We start from the raw sequence: 20,989 nt of genomic DNA, 5'->3' as shown, positions 1-20,989 counted from the left end.
GAAATACCCGTGCCACCCTCGGCGCGGACAAGAAGGGTAAGAAAACAGCTCATGAAGTCGCAGGAGATCACAAAGCGCTGGGTGGACTTTTTTGTCAGCAAGGGCCACACCGCGGTTCCCTCCGCATCGCTGGTCTCCAGCGACCCCTCGCTGCTGTTCACGGTGGCCGGCATGGTCCCGTTCATTCCCTACCTCACCGCCCGCGAGGAAGCGCCCTACTCCCGCGCCACCAGCGTCCAGAAGTGCATCCGCACCGGCGACATCGAGGAAGTGGGCAAGACGGCCCGCCACGGCACGTTCTTCCAGATGTGCGGCAACTTCTCCTTCGGCGACTACTTCAAGGAAGACGCCATCAAGTTCGCCTGGGAGCTGCTCACCAAGAGCGTTGACGACGGCGGCTACGGACTTCCGCCCGAGAAACTGTGGGTGACGGTCTACGAGGAGGATGACGAAGCCGAGGAACTGTGGCTGAAGAACACCGGCGTGCCCGCTGAGCGCATCCAGCGCATGGGCAAGTCGGACAACTACTGGTCGACGGGCCAGCCCGGGCCGGCCGGTCCCTGCTCCGAGATCTACTATGACCGCGGACCGGCCTACGGCATCGAAGGCGGACCGCTGGCTGACGAGACCCGCTACATCGAGATCTGGAACCTCGTGTTCATGCAGTACCAGATCGAAAACGTCCGCTCCAAGGTCGACTTCGACATTGTCGGTGAGCTGCCCAAGAAGAACATCGATACCGGCCTGGGCATGGAACGCCTCGCGATGATCCTGCAGGGCGTCGAGAACATGTACGAGACCGACCAGGTCCGTCCGGTGATCGACAAAGCCGCGGAACTCTCCGGCAAGGAGTACACCTCCGCCGAGTCCGAGGACGATCCCCACCACACGGACGACGTCCGCATGCGCGTCGTGGCGGACCACGTCCGGTCGGCCCTGATGCTGATCTCCGACGGCGTGACCCCCTCCAACGAGGGCCGCGGCTACGTCCTGCGCCGCCTGATCCGCCGGGCCGTCCGCTCCATGCGCCTGCTCGGCGTCGAACAGGCCTGCCTGCCTGACCTGCTGCCCGCCTCACGCGACGCCATGAAGGGCGTGTACCCCGTGGTGGCCACCGACTTTGACCGGATCAGCCGCATCGCTTACGCCGAGGAGAAGGCCTTCCTGCGCACCATCGCCTCCGGCACGGCCCGGCTCGAGGACGCCGTCAAGGAATCCAAGGCAGCCAACAAGCCGCTGTCCGGCGAGGACGCCTTCGCGCTGCACGACACCTACGGCTTCCCCATCGACCTCACCCTCGAAATGGCCGAAGAGGCCGGGTTGAAAGTGGATGAGGCGGCCTTCCGCAGCCTGATGCAGGAACAGCGCCAGCGCGCCCAGGCCGATGCCAAGGGCAAGAAGGGCGGCCACGCGGACGTCAGCGTCTTCCAGGAACTCCTGGGCCAGGGCGAGACCGTCTTCACCGGCTACACCGAGCTCGAAGGCGAGTCGCGCGTCCGCGGCCTGCTCAGCGCCGGCCGCCAGGTCCAGCAGGCAGCCACCGGAGACGAGATTGAACTGGTCCTTGCGGAAACGCCGTTCTACGCCGAGGCCGGCGGCCAGGCCGCGGACACGGGCCTGATCACCGGCGACGGCTTCGTCGTCGAGGTCCTCGACGTCCAGCGCCCCATCAAGGGCCTGAGCGTGCACAAGGCGATTGTCCGCGAGGGCGAAATCGGCGCCGACTCGCTGGTGCGCGCCGCCGTCGACCGTGAACGCCGCCATGCCGCCGAGCAGGCCCACACCGGCACGCACATCGTACACGCCGCCCTGCACCAGATCCTTGGCCCGGAAGCCACCCAGCGCGGTTCCTTCAACAAGGCCGGCTACCTGCGCTTCGACTTTGCCTGGGGCGAGGGCCTGAGCACAGCCACACGGTCCGAGATCGAAGAGGTTTCCAACCTCGCGATCCGCAACAACTACTCCGTGGAAACGAAGATCATGGGCCTGGCCGAAGCCAAGGCCATGGGCGCCATGGCCCTCTTCGGCGAGAACTACGGCAGCGAAGTGCGCGTCGTGGAAATCGACGGCGCCTGGTCCCGCGAACTGTGCGGCGGCACCCACGTCGCCAACACCTCGCTGATCGGCAGCCTGTCCCTCCTGGGCGAACAGTCCGTGGGTTCAGGCAACCGGCGCGTGGAAGCGTTTGTGGGCATGGAAGCGTTCCGCCACCTCGCGGCGGAGCGCGCCCTGGTCACCGAGCTCACGGACTTGCTGAAGGTGCCCTCCGGCCAGCTCGCCGACAGGATCTCCGCCACACTGGCCAAGCTGAAGGCTACCGAGAAGGAACTGGACCGGCTCCGCAAGGAACAACTGACCGCTGTTGCCGCGCAGCTGGTTGACACCGCCAAGGATGCCGCCGGCGTCCGGGTGGTGGCCCACGATGCAGGAACCGTCAGCGGTGCCGACGACCTCCGCGGCCTGGCCCTTGACCTGCGCAACCGCCTCGGCTCCACGGCTGCCGCGGTTGCCGTGGCAGGCGTCGCCAACGACCGCCCGCTGATCCTGGTCGCCACCAACGAAGCGGCCAGGGAGGCCGGCGTCAAGGCCGGCGCCCTGGTGCGCGTCGCTGCCGGCGTGCTCGGCGGCGGAGGCGGCGGCAAGGACGATGTTGCCCAGGGTGGCGGTACCGATGCCGGTAAGGTCGGCGCTGCCCTGACCGCCGTCGTCGACGCCATCGCGGGGCGATAACCCAGCCATGACCGATGCTGTTGCTGCCGGCGGCTACCCCCAGGGCGTGAAACTGGGGGTGGACGTCGGCACCGTCCGCGTAGGGGTGGCCATCTGCGACCGGGACTCCATCCTGGCCACGCCCTACAAAACCCTCGACCGGAATGCCAGGAAAAACTCCGACGTACGCGTCATCGCCAAACTGGCGGAGGAGTTGGGAGCCGTGCAGGTCATCGTTGGCCTGCCGCGGACCATGAAGGGCGAGGAACACTCCTCGGCGAGGATGGCCACGGACTACGCCCTGCTCCTGGCGGCCGAGCTCGCCGCCCGCGGCCTGGCAGTCCCGGTCAACCTGGTGGACGAACGCCTCAGCAGTGTCTCGGCCCACCGCAACCTGCACGAAGCTGGCATGAGCAGCAGGGACCACCGTAAAGTAGTTGATCAGGTCGCGGCGGCGGGGATTCTCCAGCACGCCATCGACATGCAGAAAGCCAGGGGAGCGGATGTCGGCTCACGCGTGACAGCGCCATCCCCGTCCGTGGACCTGGGGGCCGGTGGGGCGGACCAGCCCGTCCGCGCCATGCCCGCAGACACGGCCCAATCTTCACATAATGGAAGGCAACAGTGAGCCCTGCCAACATTGACGACACCTCCGGTCCGCTGGACCCCGGGGCCGCGAGGCCGCTGACCCGCAAGGAACTGCGGGCCCGGGAGAAGAGCCTCAACACCGGAGGCCACGACGCCGTACCCGAGCAGGCCTACGAAACCGGTGACGTCCCGCCGCCGCCCGCAGCTCCTCCCGCGGCCGCGTCTCCCGCGGCCGAATCCACCTTCGCTCCGCTCCCCGCCGCCGGAGACGTTCCGGCTGTTCCGGAGACACCGCCGTCCATCCAGGAAGACCAGCCTGCGCCCGGTTCCTTCGGCAACGATGCCGGCCCCGGTGTGCCGGCCCCTCTCCAGCACCACGACGCCGTCCCCGGGCACGAGGACGCTGCGCACCACGCCACCCCGGACGCCGTCGGGTACCATCCGGACGACGTCCACCATGCCGGGGCGGACTTCGATGACCCCGCGCACCGCGACGACGTTTCGCACCCACTGGACAACCACCACTTCGACGCGCACGAGCACCACTTCGACGCGCACGAGGCGGACCTGCACCACGAGGCCGTCGTGCACGGCCACCAGGAAGGCGTGCACGATGACCATGCGTACCACTCCGCCGGATACCACGAGGACCCCCACGCGGACGTCCCGCACCAGGACGCAGGCCACGAACTGCTGCCAGGCTCATCGGCCGCCCAGGTAGTGCGGCCGTCCAAAAAGGTCCGGCGCCGCCGCAGGCTGCTGGCGCTGTTCCTGACCCTCGCTGTCTTTGTAACGGCGGTCGCCGTGGGCGCCCAGTTCCTCAAACCCCTCCTGGGCAGCGGCAAGCCCTCGGATTTCCCCGGCCCAGGATCGGGTGAGGTCCAGGTGACCGTCGCCAGCGGTGAAGGGACGCGCTCTGTCGCCACCGAGCTGGAAAACCAGCGCGTGGTCGCCAACGCGGATACATTTATGCAGGCGTTCCACGCCTCCGGCGGGACCCTGTCACCGGGGGACTACACCTTCAAGACCGAGATGAAGAACGCGGACGCCGTCAATGTGCTGCTGGGCAAGGACAAGACCAAAGTCATCTACTTCGCCCTGAGCGCGGGCCTGCGGGTCAACGAGTCCCTGCAGGCAATTTCGGAGGGCTCCGGAGTGTCCATGCAGACCCTGCAGGCGCTCAGCAACCAGCCTGCCCAGTTCGGCCTGCCTGCCAACGCGAAAAACCTTGAAGGCTACCTGGCCCCCGGCGAGTACCGCTTCCCGCTGGGCACGCAAGCCAAGGACATCCTGCAGGCACTGGTCAAGGCCACCACCGACGAACTGGTATCGCAGGGCATCACGGACCCCGCCAAGCAGTACGAGGCCGTCATTGTGGCCAGCATCGTCCAGGCGGAGGGCGGGCAGGCCGACTACGGCGACGTGGCCGGTGCCATCTACAACCGCCTCAAGCCCAACGACCAGACCGGCGGTTTCCTGCAGGTTGACTCTGCCGTCACGTACGGCCTTGGCACCCGAAGCTTCAACTTCACGGATGAGCAGCGGCAGGACAAGTCCAACCCGTACAACACCTACGCGAATCCCGGATTGCCGCCAGGACCCATCGGCTCACCCGGCAAGACCGCCATTGATGCGGCCGCCCGGCCGAAGGCGAATGACTACCTGTACTGGGTGACCATCAACCTGGACACCAAGGAGACGAAGTTCGCCAAGACACTGGCCGAACACAACGCCTACGTCGAGCAGTACAACGCGTGGTGCCAGGCCAACGCGGGCCGCTGCACATGAGCCTGCGGGCTGCCGTCCTGGGCCACCCGATCAGCCACTCGAAGTCCCCGGCGCTGCACCTGTCCGCCTATGAGCGGCTGGGTGCGGGCATCAGCTACACGGCCATCGACGTCACGGAGGCCTTGCTGCCGTCCTTCATGCGCCAGATCCGGAACCAGCCGGGCTGGCGCGGGCTCTCGGTGACCATGCCGCTGAAGACGGCCATGCTCAGCGAGGTGGACGAAGTGCGGGGCGTGGCACGCACCCTCGGAGTGGTGAACACTGTCACCTTCGAGGAATCCGCCGGTGGAGTGAAGACTGTGGGCTCCAATACGGACGTGACCGGCATCGTCAACGCCCTGCGCCACGCCGGTACCCGGGCAGCACCGTCCGCCGTCATCCTCGGCGGCGGCGGAACAGCGGCATCCGCGGTCGCGGCCCTGAAGGAACTGGGCACCGGCAGCGTGCAGGTCTTTGTCCGTGATGCGTCGCGGACAGCAGACGTCCGCTCCGCCGCGGACAGCCTGGGCGTGGCCCTTGAGGTGCGCCCGATGGTGGGTGCGGCCCGCCCCACGGCGGATGCCGACGTCGTCATTTCCACCCTGCCGCCCCGCGCCGCAGATGGACTCGCCGCCGACATTGCGGCGCTGAAGACCAGGACGCCCGGCGTCCTGCTGGACGTTGCCTACGATCCGTGGCCCAGCCTCATCGCCTCGGTGTGGCAGGCCGGCGGGGGCGCCGTAGTGCCAGGCCTGGAGATGCTGCTGTACCAGGCCGTGGAACAGGTGCGGCTCTTCACCCGCCGCGGGGAAGACGTTAACGCACCTGTCATAGATGTGATGTGTGACGCAGTCGGCCTTGCCCGACGGGCGTTGTGACCGCCCTACGTGGCAGGATGGAAATTATGCGTTGGTTGACTGCCGGTGAATCCCATGGCCCGGCTCTGATGGGAATTATTGAAGGCGTCCCCGCCGGTGTTGAAATCACCGGCGGACACATCGCAGACTCCCTGGCCCGCCGCCGGCTTGGCTACGGACGCGGCGCCCGGATGAAGTTCGAACAGGACGTGGTCACTATCCTTGGCGGCGTCCGCCACGGCCTGACCCAGGGCGGTCCCGTCGCCATCCAGGTGGCGAACACCGAATGGCCCAAGTGGGAGCAGATCATGTCCGCCGACCCCGTGGACCCCGAACTCCTCGCCGACCAGGCACGCAACGCACCCCTGACACGCCCCCGCCCGGGCCATGCCGATTTCACGGGCATGCAGAAATACGGCTTCGATGAGGCCCGTCCCGTGCTGGAGCGTGCAAGCGCCCGCGAAACCGCCACCCGCGTGGCGCTGGGCACGGTGGCCGCGCAGTTCCTCAAGCACCTCGGCATCGAACTTGTCAGCCACACCGTGTCCATTGCCAGCGTGACGGTGCCCGAAGGCCGCCCGCTGCCCGTGCCCGGCGACGTTATTGCCCTGGACACAGACCCCTTGCGCTGCTTCGACCGCGAAACCTCCGACGCCATGGTGGCCGAGGTGGACGCTGCGCACAAGGAAGGCGAAACCCTGGGCGGCGTAGTGGAGGTCCTGGCATACGGACTCCCGCCCGGACTGGGCAGCTACGTGCACTGGGACCGCCGGCTCGACGCCAGGCTGGCCGCGGCACTCATGGGCATCCAGGCCATCAAGGGCGTGGAGGTCGGTGACGGCTTCCTGACCGCTGCCCGCCGCGGCTCCGCCGCCCACGACGAAATCGTCCGCGACGGTGACGGCCGGATTGTCCGCGCCAGCAACCGTGCCGGCGGCATCGAAGGCGGCATGAGCATCGGTGATGTCCTCCGCGTCCGCGCAGCCATGAAGCCCATCGCCACGGTTCCGCGCGCCCTGCGGACCATCGACGTCAGCACCGGCGAACCGGCCAAGGCACACCACCAGCGTTCGGACGTTTGTGCAGTACCGGCCGCCGGAGTGGTGGCCGAGGCAATGGTGGCCCTGGTCCTCGCCGAGGCCGTCATCGAAAAGTTCGGCGGTGACTCAGTGGCGGAAACCGCGCGCAACATCAAGGGTTACCTGGACAACATCCCGGCATCCCTGGACTCGATCGGCCAGTAGTGCTCCACCGCAGCAGTCCCGCACCCCTCGGCGGCCGGCCGATAGTGCTCATCGGTCCCATGGCGGTGGGCAAATCGGCCATCGGCCAGCAGCTTGCCCAGCAGCTGGGGGCCCGGTTCATTGACACCGACGCGGTCATCGTCGCCGGCCACGGCTCCATCGCCGATATCTTCGCGGGCCGCGGCGAGCACGCGTTCCGGGAGATCGAAGCCCGCACCGTCGCTGACGCCGTGGAGGAAGCCGAAGGGACCCTGACCGTCATTTCGCTGGGCGGCGGTGCGGTGCTCGACTCGGGCACGCAGCAGCTGATCAGCCGCTGCACGGTTGTCTACCTGGAGTGCGACGCCGATACCGTGGCGGACAGGATCGCCCGGAACTCCGGCCGCCCGCTCCTCGCCGGCGACGCCATGGGCCGCTGGACAGCAATGTTCGCCACCCGCAGGCCGGTCTACGAGAGGCTGGCCGACATCACCCTGGACGTCCGCCACGGCTCGGTACCCGAGCTTGGCGGCCGGCTGGAAGCAGCACTGCGGAACCACGCAGCTGCCAAACAGGAAGTTGAAAAGTGAACACGCAATCAACAGTCATCAACGTCACCGGCGAAGGTGCCGGCAACAACTACGGCGTCGTCGTCGGGCGCGGCCTGCTTGGTGACCTTCCCGGGCTGCTCGGAGAGCGGGTCCGCCGGGTCCTGGTGATCCACCCCCGCGCCCTGCGCCTCACCGGTGACACCGTCCGCGACGAACTCGCAGCCGCCGGCTTCACGTCCCTCACCGCCGAAATCCCGGACGCTGAAGAAGGCAAGCACATCCAGGTGGCCGCCTTCTGCTGGCAGGTCCTTGGCCAGAACGATTTCACCCGTTCGGATGCCATTGTCGCCGTGGGCGGGGGAGCAGTGACCGACCTCGCAGGCTTCGTCGCCGCCACCTGGCTGCGCGGAGTCAAGGTCATCCACATGCCCACCAGCCTGCTGGGCATGGTGGACGCCTCCGTGGGCGGCAAGACCGGCATCAACACCGCCGAAGGAAAGAACCTCGTAGGCTCCTTCCACCCGCCCGCCGCCGTCCTGGCGGACCTGGACACCCTGGACACCCTGCCGAAGAACGAGATCATTTCAGGCCTGGCCGAGGTCATCAAGTGCGGTTTCATCGCCGATCCCGCCATCCTTGACCTGGTGGAAAAGGACCCCGCCGCAGTGGTGGACCCCCGCTCCGACGCGCTCCGCGAGCTGATCGAGCGGGCTATCGCCGTCAAAGCCAAGGTGGTCTCCGAGGACCTCAAAGAGTCCGGGCTGCGGGAAATCCTGAACTACGGCCACACCCTGGGCCACGCCATCGAACTGGTGGAACGCTACTCCTGGCGGCACGGGGCCGCGGTCTCCGTGGGCATGATGTTCGCGGCGGAACTTGCCCGCAGCGTGGGGCGGCTCAGCGATACCGACGCCGACCGGCACCGGAGCATCCTGGACGGGCTTGGGCTTCCGGTCACCTACCGGCGGGACCGGTGGCAGGGCCTGCTGGACGGGATGCGCCGCGACAAGAAGTCCCGTGGGGACCTGCTGCGCTTCGTTGTCCTGGACGGCATCGCCAAGCCGGGAATCCTCGACGTCCCGGACACGTCGCTGCTGTTTGCGGCCTACCAGGAAATTGCTTCCTGATGAAGGGCGACATGAGCGGCACCGGAGACTGGCCCGAGGCAGGGTTCCCGGGTATCCGGATCAACCCGGACACCCTGCGGCCGCAGATCGTGAACGAGGACGCTGTCCGCGACGCCCTGGCCGCCTCCACCGATCCCGCAGACCCGATTTTCGTGCTGCTGGTTGAGGGCCACGCGTCCGACGCCGCCGAACTGCTGGCCGAAGCCCGCTTCAAGGACCCGGAGTCGTTCCGGCTGCGCGTTTTCGAGGCCGAGGTGCTGAGCGTCTCCCACCGGATGGACCGTGCCATCGAACTGTTCCGCCAGCTTGTGGCGGAGGTGCATGGCACCTCCCGTGAAGCGCTGGCCCTGCAATACCTGGGACGGACGCAGTATGCGGCCGGGCACACGTCCGCGGCCGTTGAATCCTTCTCCAAGGCACTTGACCTGCGGGTGGCGCAGTCCGCCGATGCCGCCCAGATCTACTCCTCCACGGTGGCCCTGCAGCGCGCCCGGGACGTCCTGGACCTGGCCTGCTGATCCGGGGCCCGGTGGCCGCGGAAAGGCTGCCCGGGATTTACCGGTAGAATGGTTGTGGAATTTTTGCATCCACGCGATTTTTGACAAACACGTGCAGGCGGGCCGTTGTGGCGTGCCCGCCCGGCATACAGCATCTGACCACGCGGCCAGACAAAGAAACCAGAGGAAACCAGTGGCAACCACTAACGACATTAAGAACGGAACGGTCCTGAAGCTCGAGGGCCAGCTCTGGAACGTCATCGAATTCCAGCACGTCAAGCCCGGCAAGGGCGGCGCCTTTGTCCGGACCAAGATGCGCAACGTGATGTCCGGCAAGGTTGTCGACAAGACGTTCAACGCCGGGCTCAAGATCGAAACGGCAACCGTTGACCGCCGCGATTACCAGTACCTGTACCAGGACGGCGCAGACTTCGTCTTCATGGACACCTCGGACTACGACCAGATCACCGTGTCCGGCGCCACCGTTGGTGACGCCACCAACTTCATGCTCGAGAACCAGATGGTCAACATCGCCATCCACGACGGCAACCCCCTCTACATCGAACTGCCGCCGAGCGTTGTCCTGGAAATCACCTACACGGAGCCGGGCCTGCAGGGCGACCGCTCCTCCGCAGGCACCAAGCCCGCCACCCTGGAGACCGGTTACGAAATCCAGGTCCCGCTGTTCATCGAGAACAACACCAAGGTCAAGGTGGACACCCGCGACGGCAGCTACCTGGGCCGGGTTTCTGAGTAGTGAGCGCCCGCGGTAAAGCCCGCAGCAGGGCACTGGATGTTCTTTTCGAAGCGGAGCAGCGCTCTGTTTCGGCGTTCGACGTGCTTCGCGCACGCCGGGAAAAGACCGACCAGGTGGTCAACCCCTACACCTTGGAAATTGTCGAAGGGGTAGTGTCCCAGCAGGCCGCCATCGATGAGTTCCTGGAGACGTACTCGCAGGGCTGGACCCTGGAGCGCATGCCGTCCGTGGACCGCATCATCCTGCGCATCGGCACCTGGGAGCTCCTGTACAACGACGACGTCCCCGATGGCGTGGCGGTCAGCGAGGCTGTTGCGCTGGCCAAGACACTGTCAACGGACGAGTCTCCGCAGTTCATCAATGGCCTTTTGGGCCGGCTGCAGCAGCTGAAGCCTTCGCTGCTCGCCTAGCCTCCCCGCAGGACAACGCGAAAGGGCCCCGCCACAGGCGGGGCCCTTTCGCGTTCCCACGGGTGCAGGTTCAGCCGGCCACGGCCGCGCGCAGGGCGAGGATCCGCTGCAGCTGCTGCCGCTCCTCGGCCTGGTGGAGCGGCACGTCCCGCCCGCTGAGGATGCGCTGCCGGGTATTGGCAAGCTGGGTGGCGGCTTTCATGAACTGCTTCATCTGCGGCTTCCGGCCGGAGTTCGCAGCCCAGGCCAGGGCAGTCCGCCGGCCGCCCAACGTGGCCAGCAACTGGACCTCGGCCGGGGTGAACCAGCCCGCCGCCGAGTACTCCATCAGCCGCTGGCGCGTCAGCCTCTTTTCGGCCACCCGCAGGAAGATGATGCCGCCCACGGCCAGGACGAAGATCGGCACCTGGACCACGATGTAGTCCAGCAGGAAGCCCTGGCCCATGCTGTTCCACCTGTTGTGCAGGAACATGGCCGGCAGCAGGCCCACGAAGAAGGCGCCAATGGACGCGCCGGTGTGCCAGCGCCGTGCGGCGAAGCCCATGACAAGTCCGGTGGTGCCGGTGAAGATGGCATGCGCGAACGGGGACATGACTCCGCGGAGGAAGAAGACCTGCGCAAAGTCACTGGCCGGTGACGCCGACTCCGCGATGGCCCGGCCGAAATAGAGGATGTTCTCGGTGAACGCGAACCCGCCGGCGATGGTGAAGGCAAACACCACGCCGTCCACGGGGCCGTCGAAATGCCGCCGCGCCGCGAGCAGGAGGATCAGCAGGCCAAGGGACTTGGCGAATTCCTCCACGATGGGCGCCTGCACCGTTGCCATATAGGTCTGCAGGTCAGGCTGGTCGGTGAACTGGAATGCGATGACGAAAAACGGCTGGATCAGCAGGGTGACCGCCACGGACACCGCCGCGCCCCACGTAAAGGCGAAGAACAGCAGGCGTTTCGGCTCCGGCTCCCACCTGTCGATGATGTGAACCGCCGTTAGGACCACAGCCAGCGGAACCAGGGACGCCAGGAAACCGATCAGGAATCCGGCGGCGCCCGTGTTGGACAAAAGGAACGGCACCACCAGGAACAGGCTCAGGAAAGCGAGCACGCCGCCGGCAACCGACAACCCCACCAGCCCGCCACGGGCCCGCGTCGCATGCAGCACCGTCCCCTGGGCCTGGGCCGGCACCATCACGGCCAGCGGCTGGCCCTGGTGGCCCGGGGCAGCCCGGTAGTGTTCCGGCTGCACATGGCCCATCCAGCTGGGGTTGGCCTGCTGGGGCAGCGGACGGTAGCCGCCGCGGTAGTGGTCGTCGGGGAGGCCGGAAGGAGGCTGCTGCGGGTACGTCGGCATACCCGAAAGCCTAAGCGGGTGCTGCCGCACCACAAAGGACCCGGCCTCCAGGGCCGCTGGAATGTGATCAGCGCCGCGTTGTCCGGGCACCGGCCCGGCAGGGACCGTGTGGTAATTTTGAACAGCAAACATTCCTTTTTTAATTCCGTCCTGTGAGGCGGGGAAAGGGGAGACGAGCGTTGACATCTGTCACCAGCGCACCGGTTCCAGCCAGGGTTGTCCTCAGCCAGGCGGACATTGACCGGGCCCTCACTCGTATCGCCCACGAGATCCTCGAAGCCAACAAGGGATCCCGGGACTTGGTCCTGTTGGGCATTCCCCGCCGCGGTTACCCGCTGGCTGTCCGGCTGGCCGAAAAGATCGCCGCCGCGGACAACACCGTTGACGCCGCTGCCATTGTGGGCCAGCTGGACGTCACCATGTTCCGTGACGACCTCTCCCACCAAGGGACCCGGCCGCCGTACCCCACCAGGCTGCCCCACACCGGCATCGACAACAAAGTCGTGGTGCTGATCGACGACGTCCTGTACTCGGGCCGCACCATCCGCGCCGCCCTTGACGCCCTCGTCGACCTCGGCCGCCCCCGTATTGTCCGGCTCGCGGTCCTGATTGACCGGGGCCACCGCGAACTTCCCATCCGCGCAGACCATGTAGGCAAGAACCTGCCCACCTCCTCCGCCGAGAAGGTCCGGGTCCGGCTGGAGGAAACGGACACGTCCGACGCCGGAGCGCCCGTCAACGAAGTCGTGATTGAGGGCGGCGCATGAAACACCTCCTGTCCACCGGGGACCTCAGCCTTTCGAACGCCATCCGCATCCTGGACACTGCCGAGGAAATGTCGGCCGTGGGGGAGCGGGAAGTGAAGAAGCTTCCGGCATTGCGCGGCCGCACGGTCGTCAACCTCTTCTTCGAGGACTCCACCCGCACCCGCATCTCCTTCGAAGCCGCGGCCAAGCGGCTGTCGGCGGACGTCATCAACTTCGCCGCCAAGGGATCGTCCGTTTCCAAGGGCGAGTCCCTCAAGGACACTGCCCAGACCCTGTCCGCCATGGGGGCGGACGCCGTCGTCATCAGGCACTGGGCTTCCGGCGCGCCGCACCGGCTGGCTGCCACCGACTGGATCGACGCCGCCGTCATCAACGCCGGCGACGGCACCCATGAGCACCCCACCCAGGCCCTCCTCGACGCCTTCACCATGCGCCGGCACTGGGCCCGCCTGGCCGGGACCGATTCCCAGGGAACAGACCTCAAAGGCATGCGGGTCGCCATCGCAGGCGATGTCCTGCACTCCCGCGTGGCGCGTTCGAACGTGTGGCTGCTCCGTACCCTTGGCGCGGAGGTCACACTGGTGGCGCCCCCCACCCTGCTGCCGGTCGGCGTCGACAAATGGCCCTGCAGCGTCAGCTACGACCTGGACCAAACCCTCGCAAACGGCGTTGACGCCGTCATGATGCTCCGGGTCCAGGGCGAACGCATGAACGCATCGTTCTTCCCGAGCACCCGCGAATACTCGCGCCGCTGGGGCTTCGACGACAACCGGCTCCGGGCCCTCGATGACCTCGGCATGACGGACACCATCATCATGCACCCGGGCCCCATGAACCGTGGCCTGGAGATCAGCGCAGCCGCCGCGGATTCACCCCGCTCCACCGTCCTTGCCCAGGTCCGCAATGGCGTGTCCGTGCGGATGGCCGCACTGTACCTGCTGCTCTCCGGGGACACCCGGGAACCAGCCGCAACCCGGGCGCCGGCCTACGCCGCCGCCCTGTCCACCAAGGAGAGCAACTGATGGCAGGCAACACCGGAACGTACCTCATCCAGGGCGCCGCCATCCTGGGCGGCGACCCCACGGACCTGCTGGTCCGCGACGGCATCATCGCCGAGATCGGCCACGGGCTCTCCGCTGACGGTGCCACCGTCATCGACGCCGCCGGCCTGGTGGCCCTGCCCGGCATGGTTGACGTCCACACGCACCTCCGCGAACCCGGCCGTGAAGATGCCGAAACCGTGGAAACCGGAACGCGTGCCGCGGCGCTGGGCGGTTACACCGCGGTTCACGCGATGGCCAACAGCACGCCCGTCGCCGACACCGCGGGCGTCGTGGAACAGGTCTACACGCTGGGCCGCGCCGCCGGATGGGTGGACGTGCGCCCGGTGGGCGCCGTCACCGTTGGCCTGGCGGGGGAGCAGCTGGCTGAACTGGGCGCCATGGCCGATTCCCGCGCCCGAGTGCGCATGTTCTCCGACGACGGCATCTGCGTCCACGACCCCGTGCTGATGCGCCGCGCGCTGGAATACGTCAAAGCGTTCGACGGCGTGGTGGCCCAGCACGCGCAGGAACCCCGCCTGACCGCCGGGGCCCAGATGAACGAGGGCGACGTCTCCGCCGTCCTCGGCCTCACCGGCTGGCCAGCCGTCGCCGAGGAAAGCATCATCGCCCGCGATGTCCTCCTTGCCCAGCACGTCGGTTCCCGCCTGCACGTGTGCCACGTGTCCACGGCAGGCTCGGTGGAAATCATCCGCTGGGCCAAGGAACGCGGCATCGACGTCACGGCTGAGGTCACCCCGCACCACCTGCTGCTGACCGACGACCTGGTCCGCAGCTACGACCCCGTCTTCAAGGTCAACCCGCCGCTGCGCACCGACGCCGACGTCCAGGCATTGCGCGCAGGCCTGGCAGACGGCACGATCGACGTTGTGGGTACCGACCACGCACCGCATCCCAGCGAGCACAAAGAATGCGAGTGGGCGCAGGCCGCCATGGGCATGACCGGACTGGAAACGGCCCTGTCCGTCGTCCAGCACGCCATGATCGAGACCGGCCTGATGACGTGGGCGGACTTCGCACGGGTCACCTCCACCGCGGCTGCGAAGATCGGCCGGTTGAGCGACCAGGGCAGGCCCATCGAAGCCGGGGAACCCGCCAACCTCATCCTGGTGGATCCGGCCGCGCGCTGGACGGTGGACCCGTTCCAGATGGCCACCATGGGCCGCAACTCGCCCTTCAAGGGCAGGGAGCTTCCGGGCAAGGTGGTGGCAACCTTCTTCAGGGGGCACGCCACCGTCCTCGACGGCGCGCTCAACACGCCCCACCCGGATGCCGCCGCAACCCCTGCAGGCGCTGCCTGATGGACAAGATCCTTCCCGGCCTTGCCATGCTGGCGGTGGTCGCCGTCGTGTTTGTCCTCCTCGCAGTGGGGTGGCGCAACCGCCTGAAGCGCCAGTCCGACGTCGGACAACTGCCCCAGGTGCCCGCCGCGCCGGGCCAGCCCACCGCCGCTGCCGAGGGGCAGTACGTGGCCACCACAACGGCCGGTGACTGGCTTGACCGGATCGCCGTGCACGGGCTCGGCATCCGCACCAACGCCACCCTCGAGGTCTACCCGCACGGCGTCCTCTATGAGCGATCCGGTGCCCCTGCCCTGTACATCCCCGCCGCCTCCCTCACGGAAGTCCGGCAGGACAGCGGCATGGCCGGGAAGTTCGTGGAAAAGGACGGCCTCCTGGTGCTCGGATGGACGCACGGCACGCATGACCTGGACACCGGCTTCCGAACCCGCCGCGCCGCGGACAAGGACGTGCTGTACCAGGCCCTTCAGGATTTGATTTCGTCAGCCCCCGCGGCTGGTGCCACCAGTGGAAAGTAAGACAGTGAAAGCGAATACATTGACAGCAACCACCTCCGCTCCTGTATCGGCCCCGGCTGCGCTGGTTCTCGAAGACGGACGCATCTTCCGCGGCACCAGCTACGGCGCCACCGGCACCGCCCTGGGCGAGGCCGTCTTCGCGACCGGCATGACCGGTTACCAGGAAACCATCACCGATCCCTCGTACGCCCGCCAGCTGGTGGTGCAGACCGCCCCGCACATCGGCAACACCGGCGTGAATGATGACGACGCCGAGTCCCGGCGCATCTGGGTGGCCGGCTACATTGTCCGCGACGCAGCGCGCCGGCCCTCCAACTGGCGTTCCGAGCGGTCGCTGGATGAGGAACTGGTGGCCCAGGGCATCGTCGGCATCCAGGGTGTGGACACCCGCGCCATCACCCGGCACCTGCGTGAGCACAAGACCATGCGCGCCGGCATCTTCTCCGGCGAGGCGGCGCAGGGCACCGACAAGGAGCTGCTCGACGCCGTCCTGGCCAGCGCCCCCATGGAGGGTTCGCGCCTGGCCGAGGAAGTCAGCGTCGACGAAGCCTACGTGGTGGAACCGAAGGACCACGGCTGGGAGGGCGAACCCCGCTTCAGCATCGCGGCGATCGACCTCGGCATCAAGGCCATGACCCCGGTACGGTTCGCCGAGCGCGGCGTCCGCGTCCACGTACTGCCTGCCACCGCCACCCTGGAGGATGTCAATGCCGTCAACCCGGACGGCTTCTTCATGTCCAACGGCCCGGGCGACCCCGCCACGGCCGACGCCCAGGTGAAGCTCCTGCGCTCCGTCCTGGATGAGAAGCTGCCCTACTTCGGCATCTGCTTCGGCAACCAGATCCTGGGCCGGGCCCTGGGCTTCGGCACCTACAAGCTCCGCTACGGCCACCGCGGCATCAACCAGCCCGTGATGGACCGACGCACCGGCAAGGTGGAAATAACCTCCCAGAACCACGGCTTCGCCGTGGACGCCCCGCTCGACGGCGCCACCCAGGCTCCGGAGGCACGCTACGGCCGGGTGGAAGTCAGCCACATCAGCCTGAACGACGACGTCGTGGAAGGCCTCGCCTGCCTGGACATCCCGGCCTTCTCCGTCCAGTACCACCCGGAGGCTGCCGCCGGACCCCACGATGCCGCGTACCTGTTCGACCGGTTCATCGACCTCATGGGCGACGCCAAGAACGCTGACACCAAGACCGCCACCGACAACAAGACTGAGGACAAGAAGTAATGCCGAAACGTACAGACCTCAAAAGCGTCCTCGTCATTGGTTCCGGCCCGATCGTCATCGGCCAGGCCGCCGAGTTCGACTACTCCGGCACCCAGGCCCTGCGGGTCCTCAAGGAGGAAGGCCTCCGCGTCATCCTCGTGAACTCCAACCCGGCCACCATCATGACCGACCCCGAGTTCGCCGACGCCACCTACGTTGAGCCCATCACCCCCGAGGTGGTGGAGAAGATCATCGCCAAGGAACGCCCCGACGCCGTACTGCCCACCCTGGGCGGCCAGACCGCGCTGAACACCGCCATCGCCCTGGACAAGAACGGTGTACTGGAGAAGTACAACGTGGAGCTGATCGGTGCCAACATCGCCGCGATCGAGCTCGGCGAGGACCGCGAGAAGTTCAAGGGCGTCGTTGAGCGCTGCGGTGCCGAATCCGCCCGCAGCCACATCATCCACACCATGGACGAGGCGTTCGCGGCAGCACAGGACCTGGGCTACCCGATGGTGGTCCGCCCGTCCTTCACCATGGGCGGCCTGGGCTCCGGCCTGGCCTACAACGAGGATGACCTGCGCCGCATCGTCGGCCAGGGCCTGCAGTACAGCCCCACCAGCGAGGTCCTGCTCGAAGAGAGCATCCTGGGCTGGAAGGAATACGAGCTCGAAATGATGCGGGACAAGAACGACAACGTGGTTGTCGTCTGCTCCATCGAAAACTTCGACCCCGTGGGCGTGCACACCGGCGACTCCATCACCGTGGCCCCGGCGCTGACCCTCACCGACCGCGAATACCAGAAGCTGCGCGACGTTGCCATCGCCGTCATCCGCGAGGTGGGTGTCGACACCGGCGGCTGCAACATCCAGTTCGCCATCGACCCGGCCACCGGCCGCGTGGTGGTCATCGAGATGAACCCGCGCGTATCCCGTTCTTCGGCACTGGCGTCAAAGGCCACCGGCTTCGCCATCGCCAAGATTGCCACCAAGCTATCGCTCGGCTACACCCTGGACGAGATCCCCAACGACATCACGCAGAAGACCCCTGCGTCCTTCGAACCCACTTTGGACTACGTAGTGGTCAAGGTCCCGCGGTTCGCCTTCGAGAAGTTCCCGGCGGCGGACAACACCCTCACCACCACCATGAAGTCCGTCGGCGAAGCCATGGCCATGGGCCGCAACTTCACCGAGGCCCTGCAGAAGGCCCTGCGCTCCCTGGAGCAGAAGGGCTCGCAGCTGGACTTCAGCAGCGTCCCGGAATGGGAAGTCGCCGAACTCATCGAGAAGGCGAAGCGCCCCACTACGGAGCGCCTCCACCAGGTCCAGCGCGCCCTCCTGGGCGGCGCCACCGTGGAACAGCTTTTCGAAGCCACCAAGATCGACCCCTGGTTCCTGGACCAGCTCCAGCTGCTCAATGAGATCTCCCACGAAATCCGCCAGGCCGGCGCCTTGACCGCCGACATGCTTAAGCGCGCCAAGCGCCACGGCTTCTCGGATGAGCAGATCGGTGCCCTGACCCACAACTCCGAGGCAGTGGTCCGCGGCGTCCGGCAGGCCCTGGGTATCCGCCCCGTCTACAAGACCGTGGACACCTGCGCCGCGGAGTTCGCCGCCTACACGCCGTACCACTACTCGGCCTACGACGAGGAGGACGAGGTCGCGCTGCACTCCAAGCCGTCCATCATCATCCTCGGCTCCGGCCCCAACCGCATCGGCCAGGGCATCGAGTTCGACTACTCCTGCGTCCACGCCTCCATGGCGCTGCGCAAGGCCGGCTACGAGACCGTCATGGTCAACTGCAACCCGGAAACCGTCTCCACCGACTACGACGTCTCCACCCGCCTGTACTTCGAGCCGCTGACGCTCGAGGACGTGCTGGAGGTCATCGCGGCCGAGGAACGCACCGGCGGCGTCATGGGCGTGTTCGTCCAGCTCGGCGGCCAGACCCCGCTGAAGCTCGCGCAGCAGCTCGCCGATGCCGGAGTGCCGATCCTGGGCACCTCACCGGAGGCCATCGACCTCGCCGAGCACCGCGGCGCGTTCTCCCGCGTCCTGGACAAGGCCGGCCTGGTGTCGCCCAAGAACGGCACCGCCGTCTCCTTCGAGGACGCCAAGAAGATCGCCGACGAGATCGGCTACCCCGTCCTGGTCCGCCCGTCCTACGTTCTGGGGGGCCGCGGCATGGAAATCGTCTACGACGAGCCCAACCTCTCCCGCTACATCGCCAACGCCACCGAGATCACCCCGGACCACCCGGTGCTGATCGACCGGTTCCTGGAGGACGCCGTCGAGATCGACGTCGACGCCCTCTACGACGGCACGGACATGTACCTGGGCGGCATCATGGAGCACATCGAGGAAGCCGGCATCCACTCCGGCGACTCCGCCTGCGTCCTGCCGCCCATCACGCTGGGCAGCAATGTCATCGAGCGCGTCCGCGTGGCCACCCGCGCCATCGCCGAGGGCGTGGGCGTGCGCGGGCTGATCAACATCCAGTTCGCGCTGGCCTCGGACGTGCTGTACGTCCTGGAAGCCAACCCCCGCGCCTCGCGCACCGTGCCGTTCGTGTCCAAGGCCACCGGCGTCCAGATGGCCAAGGCCGCTGCCCTCATCGGCACCGGCGTGACCATCAACCAGCTCCGCAGCGCCTACAAGATGCTGCCGGAAACCGGTGACGGCTCGACCCTGCCGCTCGACGCCCCCGTTGCCGTCAAGGAAGCAGTGCTGCCGTTCAGCCGGTTCCGCACCCTTGAAGGCAAGGTGGTGGACTCCCTGCTCGGCCCGGAAATGCGCTCCACCGGCGAAGTCATGGGCATCGACAAGCACTTCGACACCGCCTTCGCGAAGAGCCAGGCCGGCGCCAACAACGCCCTGCCCACCGAAGGCAAGGTGTTCGTCTCCGTGGCCAACCGCGACAAGCGTTCCGTGATCATGGGCGTCAAGCGGCTCTCCGACCTCGGCTTCGAGATCGTCTCCACCGGCGGGACCGCCGACGTCCTGCGCCGCAACGGAATCCAGGCCACCCCGGTGCGTAAGGTTGCCGAGGGCAGCAGCGCCGAGGGGGAGGGCACCATTGCCGACCTCATCGTGGCCGGCGAGATCGACATGGTCTTCAACACGCCCTCCGGCGGCGAAGCCCGCAGCGACGGCTACGAGCTCCGCGCCGCGGCAACGTCCATCGGCATTCCGTGCATCACCACGGTGGCCGAGTTCAACGCCGCCGTCCAGGCCATCGAAGCCATGCGCACCTACGAGTGGTCTGTCACCAGCCTGCAGGAGCACGCTGCAGCGCTGGCCGATTCGCAGAAGGCGGCCCTGCAGCATGCCTGAGCAGGCAGCCACTGCCGGCCGGGAGTCCTTTGGCTCCCGGCTCGGCGCGGCCATGGCCGCCCGTGGTCCCCTTTGCGTTGGCATTGATCCGCACCCGGCGCTGCTGAAGAGCTGGGGACTGGACGACGACGCCGCGGGGCTTCGGCGGTTCTCGCTGACGGTCCTGGAGGCAGTGGCTTCGCTCGCTGCCGCCGTGAAGCCCCAGGTGGCACTTTACGAACGCCACGGTTCTGCCGGCATGGCGGTGCTGGAGGAGGTCCTGGCCACGGCCCGGGACGAATCCGTGCTCAGCATCGCCGACGCCAAGCGCGGCGACATCGGATCCACCATGGCCGCCTATGCGGACGCGTGGCTGCGCGACGAGTCTCCGCTCGCGGCGGACTCCGTCACGCTGAGCCCCTACCTCGGCTTCGAGTCCCTTCGCCCCGCGCTGGACCTCGCGGCGGAAACCGGGCGGGGCGTATTCGTGCTGGCACTGACGTCCAACCCCGAGGGCGCTTCCGTCCAGCACGTGGGCGGAAAGGATTCCGTGGCCCGCAGGATCACGGAGTCCGCGGCAGCGGAGAACTCCCGGTATCCCGGAAGCCTCGGTTCCGTTGGCCTGGTGGTCGGCGCTACGGTCGGCGGCGCCCTGGAAGACCTGGGACTGGACCTTGCTGCGGTCCGCGGCCCCGTCCTGGCGCCCGGCCTCGGGGCCCAGGGGGCAACACCGGCTGACCTGCGGGCCACCTTCGGCGCTGCCTACCCGCTGGTCCTGGGAACGTCCAGCCGCGACATCCTGTCGGCGGGACCGGAAACCCGGGGCCTGCGCGAGGCCGCGCTGCGGACGCTGGACGGACTGCGGGGCGAATAGGCCTGCAATTGTCCGGATGCATTGATTCAGGCTGCACCAGAGGGTAGTTTCAGGACAGGTCCAAGGGCGGCCGCCCTTGGATGAATCCGCCGACTTCGGGGGTGTCC

Annotated in this window: 18 protein-coding genes; 17 read left to right on the top strand and 1 reads right to left on the bottom strand. The window is 67.4% G+C overall.

From position 1 onward, the window contains the following. Nucleotides 1–51: 51 nt before the first annotated feature. The 10 genes from alaS (at nucleotide 52) to nusB (ending at nucleotide 10,486) form a co-directional block, all read left to right on the top strand. A complete protein-coding gene (gene alaS, locus PUN51_RS05440) occupies nucleotides 52–2,730 on the top strand; it encodes an alanine--tRNA ligase (protein WP_159631907.1) in 2,679 nt (892 codons plus the stop codon). A 7-nt stretch (nucleotides 2,731–2,737) separates the two neighbouring features. Continuing rightward, entirely contained in the window at nucleotides 2,738–3,337 is a 600-nt protein-coding gene (ruvX, locus tag PUN51_RS05435) for a Holliday junction resolvase RuvX (RefSeq protein WP_159631908.1), read from the top strand. After that, entirely contained in the window at nucleotides 3,334–5,085 is a 1,752-nt protein-coding gene (mltG, locus tag PUN51_RS05430; protein WP_275180183.1) for an endolytic transglycosylase MltG, read from the top strand. Before ruvX ends, mltG begins: the two co-directional genes overlap by 4 nt. After that, the gene (locus PUN51_RS05425) at nucleotides 5,082–5,942 is read left to right on the top strand and encodes a shikimate dehydrogenase (protein WP_275180182.1); all 861 of its coding nucleotides are present in this window, start codon (nucleotides 5,082–5,084) and stop codon (nucleotides 5,940–5,942) included. Before mltG ends, PUN51_RS05425 begins: the two co-directional genes overlap by 4 nt. Before the next feature lie 23 nt (nucleotides 5,943–5,965). Then, nucleotides 5,966–7,165: a chorismate synthase gene (gene aroC / locus PUN51_RS05420; protein ID WP_224027151.1), complete on the top strand. Its 1,200-nt coding sequence runs from the start codon at nucleotides 5,966–5,968 to the stop codon at nucleotides 7,163–7,165. Further along, nucleotides 7,165–7,734 carry a shikimate kinase gene (locus PUN51_RS05415; protein WP_159631911.1) on the top strand — a complete coding sequence of 190 codons (570 nt, stop codon included), beginning with the start codon at nucleotides 7,165–7,167 and terminating at the stop codon, nucleotides 7,732–7,734. The genes aroC and PUN51_RS05415 overlap by 1 nt, the downstream gene beginning before the upstream one ends. Then, nucleotides 7,731–8,822: a 3-dehydroquinate synthase gene (gene aroB / locus PUN51_RS05410; protein ID WP_275180181.1), complete on the top strand. Its 1,092-nt coding sequence runs from the start codon at nucleotides 7,731–7,733 to the stop codon at nucleotides 8,820–8,822. Before PUN51_RS05415 ends, aroB begins: the two co-directional genes overlap by 4 nt. Then, the gene (locus tag PUN51_RS05405; protein ID WP_159631913.1) at nucleotides 8,822–9,340 is read left to right on the top strand and encodes a tetratricopeptide repeat protein; all 519 of its coding nucleotides are present in this window, start codon (nucleotides 8,822–8,824) and stop codon (nucleotides 9,338–9,340) included. The genes aroB and PUN51_RS05405 overlap by 1 nt, the downstream gene beginning before the upstream one ends. A 172-nt stretch (nucleotides 9,341–9,512) precedes the next feature. Next, nucleotides 9,513–10,076, top strand: a complete 564-nt coding sequence (gene efp / locus PUN51_RS05400) for an elongation factor P (protein WP_141160347.1) — start codon at nucleotides 9,513–9,515, stop codon at nucleotides 10,074–10,076. Further along, nucleotides 10,076–10,486 carry a transcription antitermination factor NusB gene (nusB, locus tag PUN51_RS05395; RefSeq protein ID WP_141160348.1) on the top strand — a complete coding sequence of 137 codons (411 nt, stop codon included), beginning with the start codon at nucleotides 10,076–10,078 and terminating at the stop codon, nucleotides 10,484–10,486. Before efp ends, nusB begins: the two co-directional genes overlap by 1 nt. A 70-nt stretch (nucleotides 10,487–10,556) precedes the next feature. On the opposite strand, the gene PUN51_RS05390 is transcribed toward nusB, so the two are convergent. Beyond that, a complete protein-coding gene (locus PUN51_RS05390; RefSeq protein ID WP_224026152.1) occupies nucleotides 10,557–11,834 on the bottom strand; it encodes a PrsW family intramembrane metalloprotease in 1,278 nt (425 codons plus the stop codon). Nucleotides 11,835–12,013: 179 nt separating this feature from the next. Here PUN51_RS05390 and pyrR point away from each other — a divergent pair, with 179 nt between their 5' ends. From pyrR to pyrF, 7 genes are read left to right on the top strand one after another with little or no spacing between them, the layout of a single operon-like run. After that, nucleotides 12,014–12,601 carry a bifunctional pyr operon transcriptional regulator/uracil phosphoribosyltransferase PyrR gene (gene pyrR / locus PUN51_RS05385; RefSeq protein ID WP_275180179.1) on the top strand — a complete coding sequence of 196 codons (588 nt, stop codon included), beginning with the start codon at nucleotides 12,014–12,016 and terminating at the stop codon, nucleotides 12,599–12,601. Continuing rightward, nucleotides 12,598–13,623 carry an aspartate carbamoyltransferase catalytic subunit gene (locus PUN51_RS05380; protein WP_159631915.1) on the top strand — a complete coding sequence of 342 codons (1,026 nt, stop codon included), beginning with the start codon at nucleotides 12,598–12,600 and terminating at the stop codon, nucleotides 13,621–13,623. Before pyrR ends, PUN51_RS05380 begins: the two co-directional genes overlap by 4 nt. Continuing rightward, nucleotides 13,623–14,963 (top strand): dihydroorotase, encoded by a 1,341-nt coding sequence (locus tag PUN51_RS05375; RefSeq protein WP_275180178.1) that lies wholly within the window; start codon nucleotides 13,623–13,625, stop codon nucleotides 14,961–14,963. Before PUN51_RS05380 ends, PUN51_RS05375 begins: the two co-directional genes overlap by 1 nt. Then, complete coding sequence (locus PUN51_RS05370) at nucleotides 14,963–15,481, top strand: PH-like domain-containing protein (protein ID WP_159631917.1); 519 nt, start codon at nucleotides 14,963–14,965, stop codon at nucleotides 15,479–15,481. Before PUN51_RS05375 ends, PUN51_RS05370 begins: the two co-directional genes overlap by 1 nt. Further along, nucleotides 15,462–16,715, top strand: a complete 1,254-nt coding sequence (carA, locus tag PUN51_RS05365; RefSeq protein ID WP_307490609.1) for a glutamine-hydrolyzing carbamoyl-phosphate synthase small subunit — start codon at nucleotides 15,462–15,464, stop codon at nucleotides 16,713–16,715. Before PUN51_RS05370 ends, carA begins: the two co-directional genes overlap by 20 nt. Beyond that, the gene (gene carB / locus PUN51_RS05360) at nucleotides 16,715–20,029 is read left to right on the top strand and encodes a carbamoyl-phosphate synthase large subunit (protein WP_275180177.1); all 3,315 of its coding nucleotides are present in this window, start codon (nucleotides 16,715–16,717) and stop codon (nucleotides 20,027–20,029) included. The genes carA and carB overlap by 1 nt, the downstream gene beginning before the upstream one ends. Beyond that, nucleotides 20,022–20,882, top strand: coding sequence for an orotidine-5'-phosphate decarboxylase (pyrF, locus tag PUN51_RS05355; RefSeq protein ID WP_275180176.1), 861 nt, complete (start codon nucleotides 20,022–20,024; stop codon nucleotides 20,880–20,882). The genes carB and pyrF overlap by 8 nt, the downstream gene beginning before the upstream one ends. Nucleotides 20,883–20,989: the final 107 nt, after the last annotated feature.

This window comes from Arthrobacter sp. NQ4 (genome assembly GCF_029077345.1).
Classification (GTDB): domain Bacteria; phylum Actinomycetota; class Actinomycetes; order Actinomycetales; family Micrococcaceae; genus Arthrobacter.
This window is presented reverse-complemented; position numbering and strand designations above follow the sequence as displayed.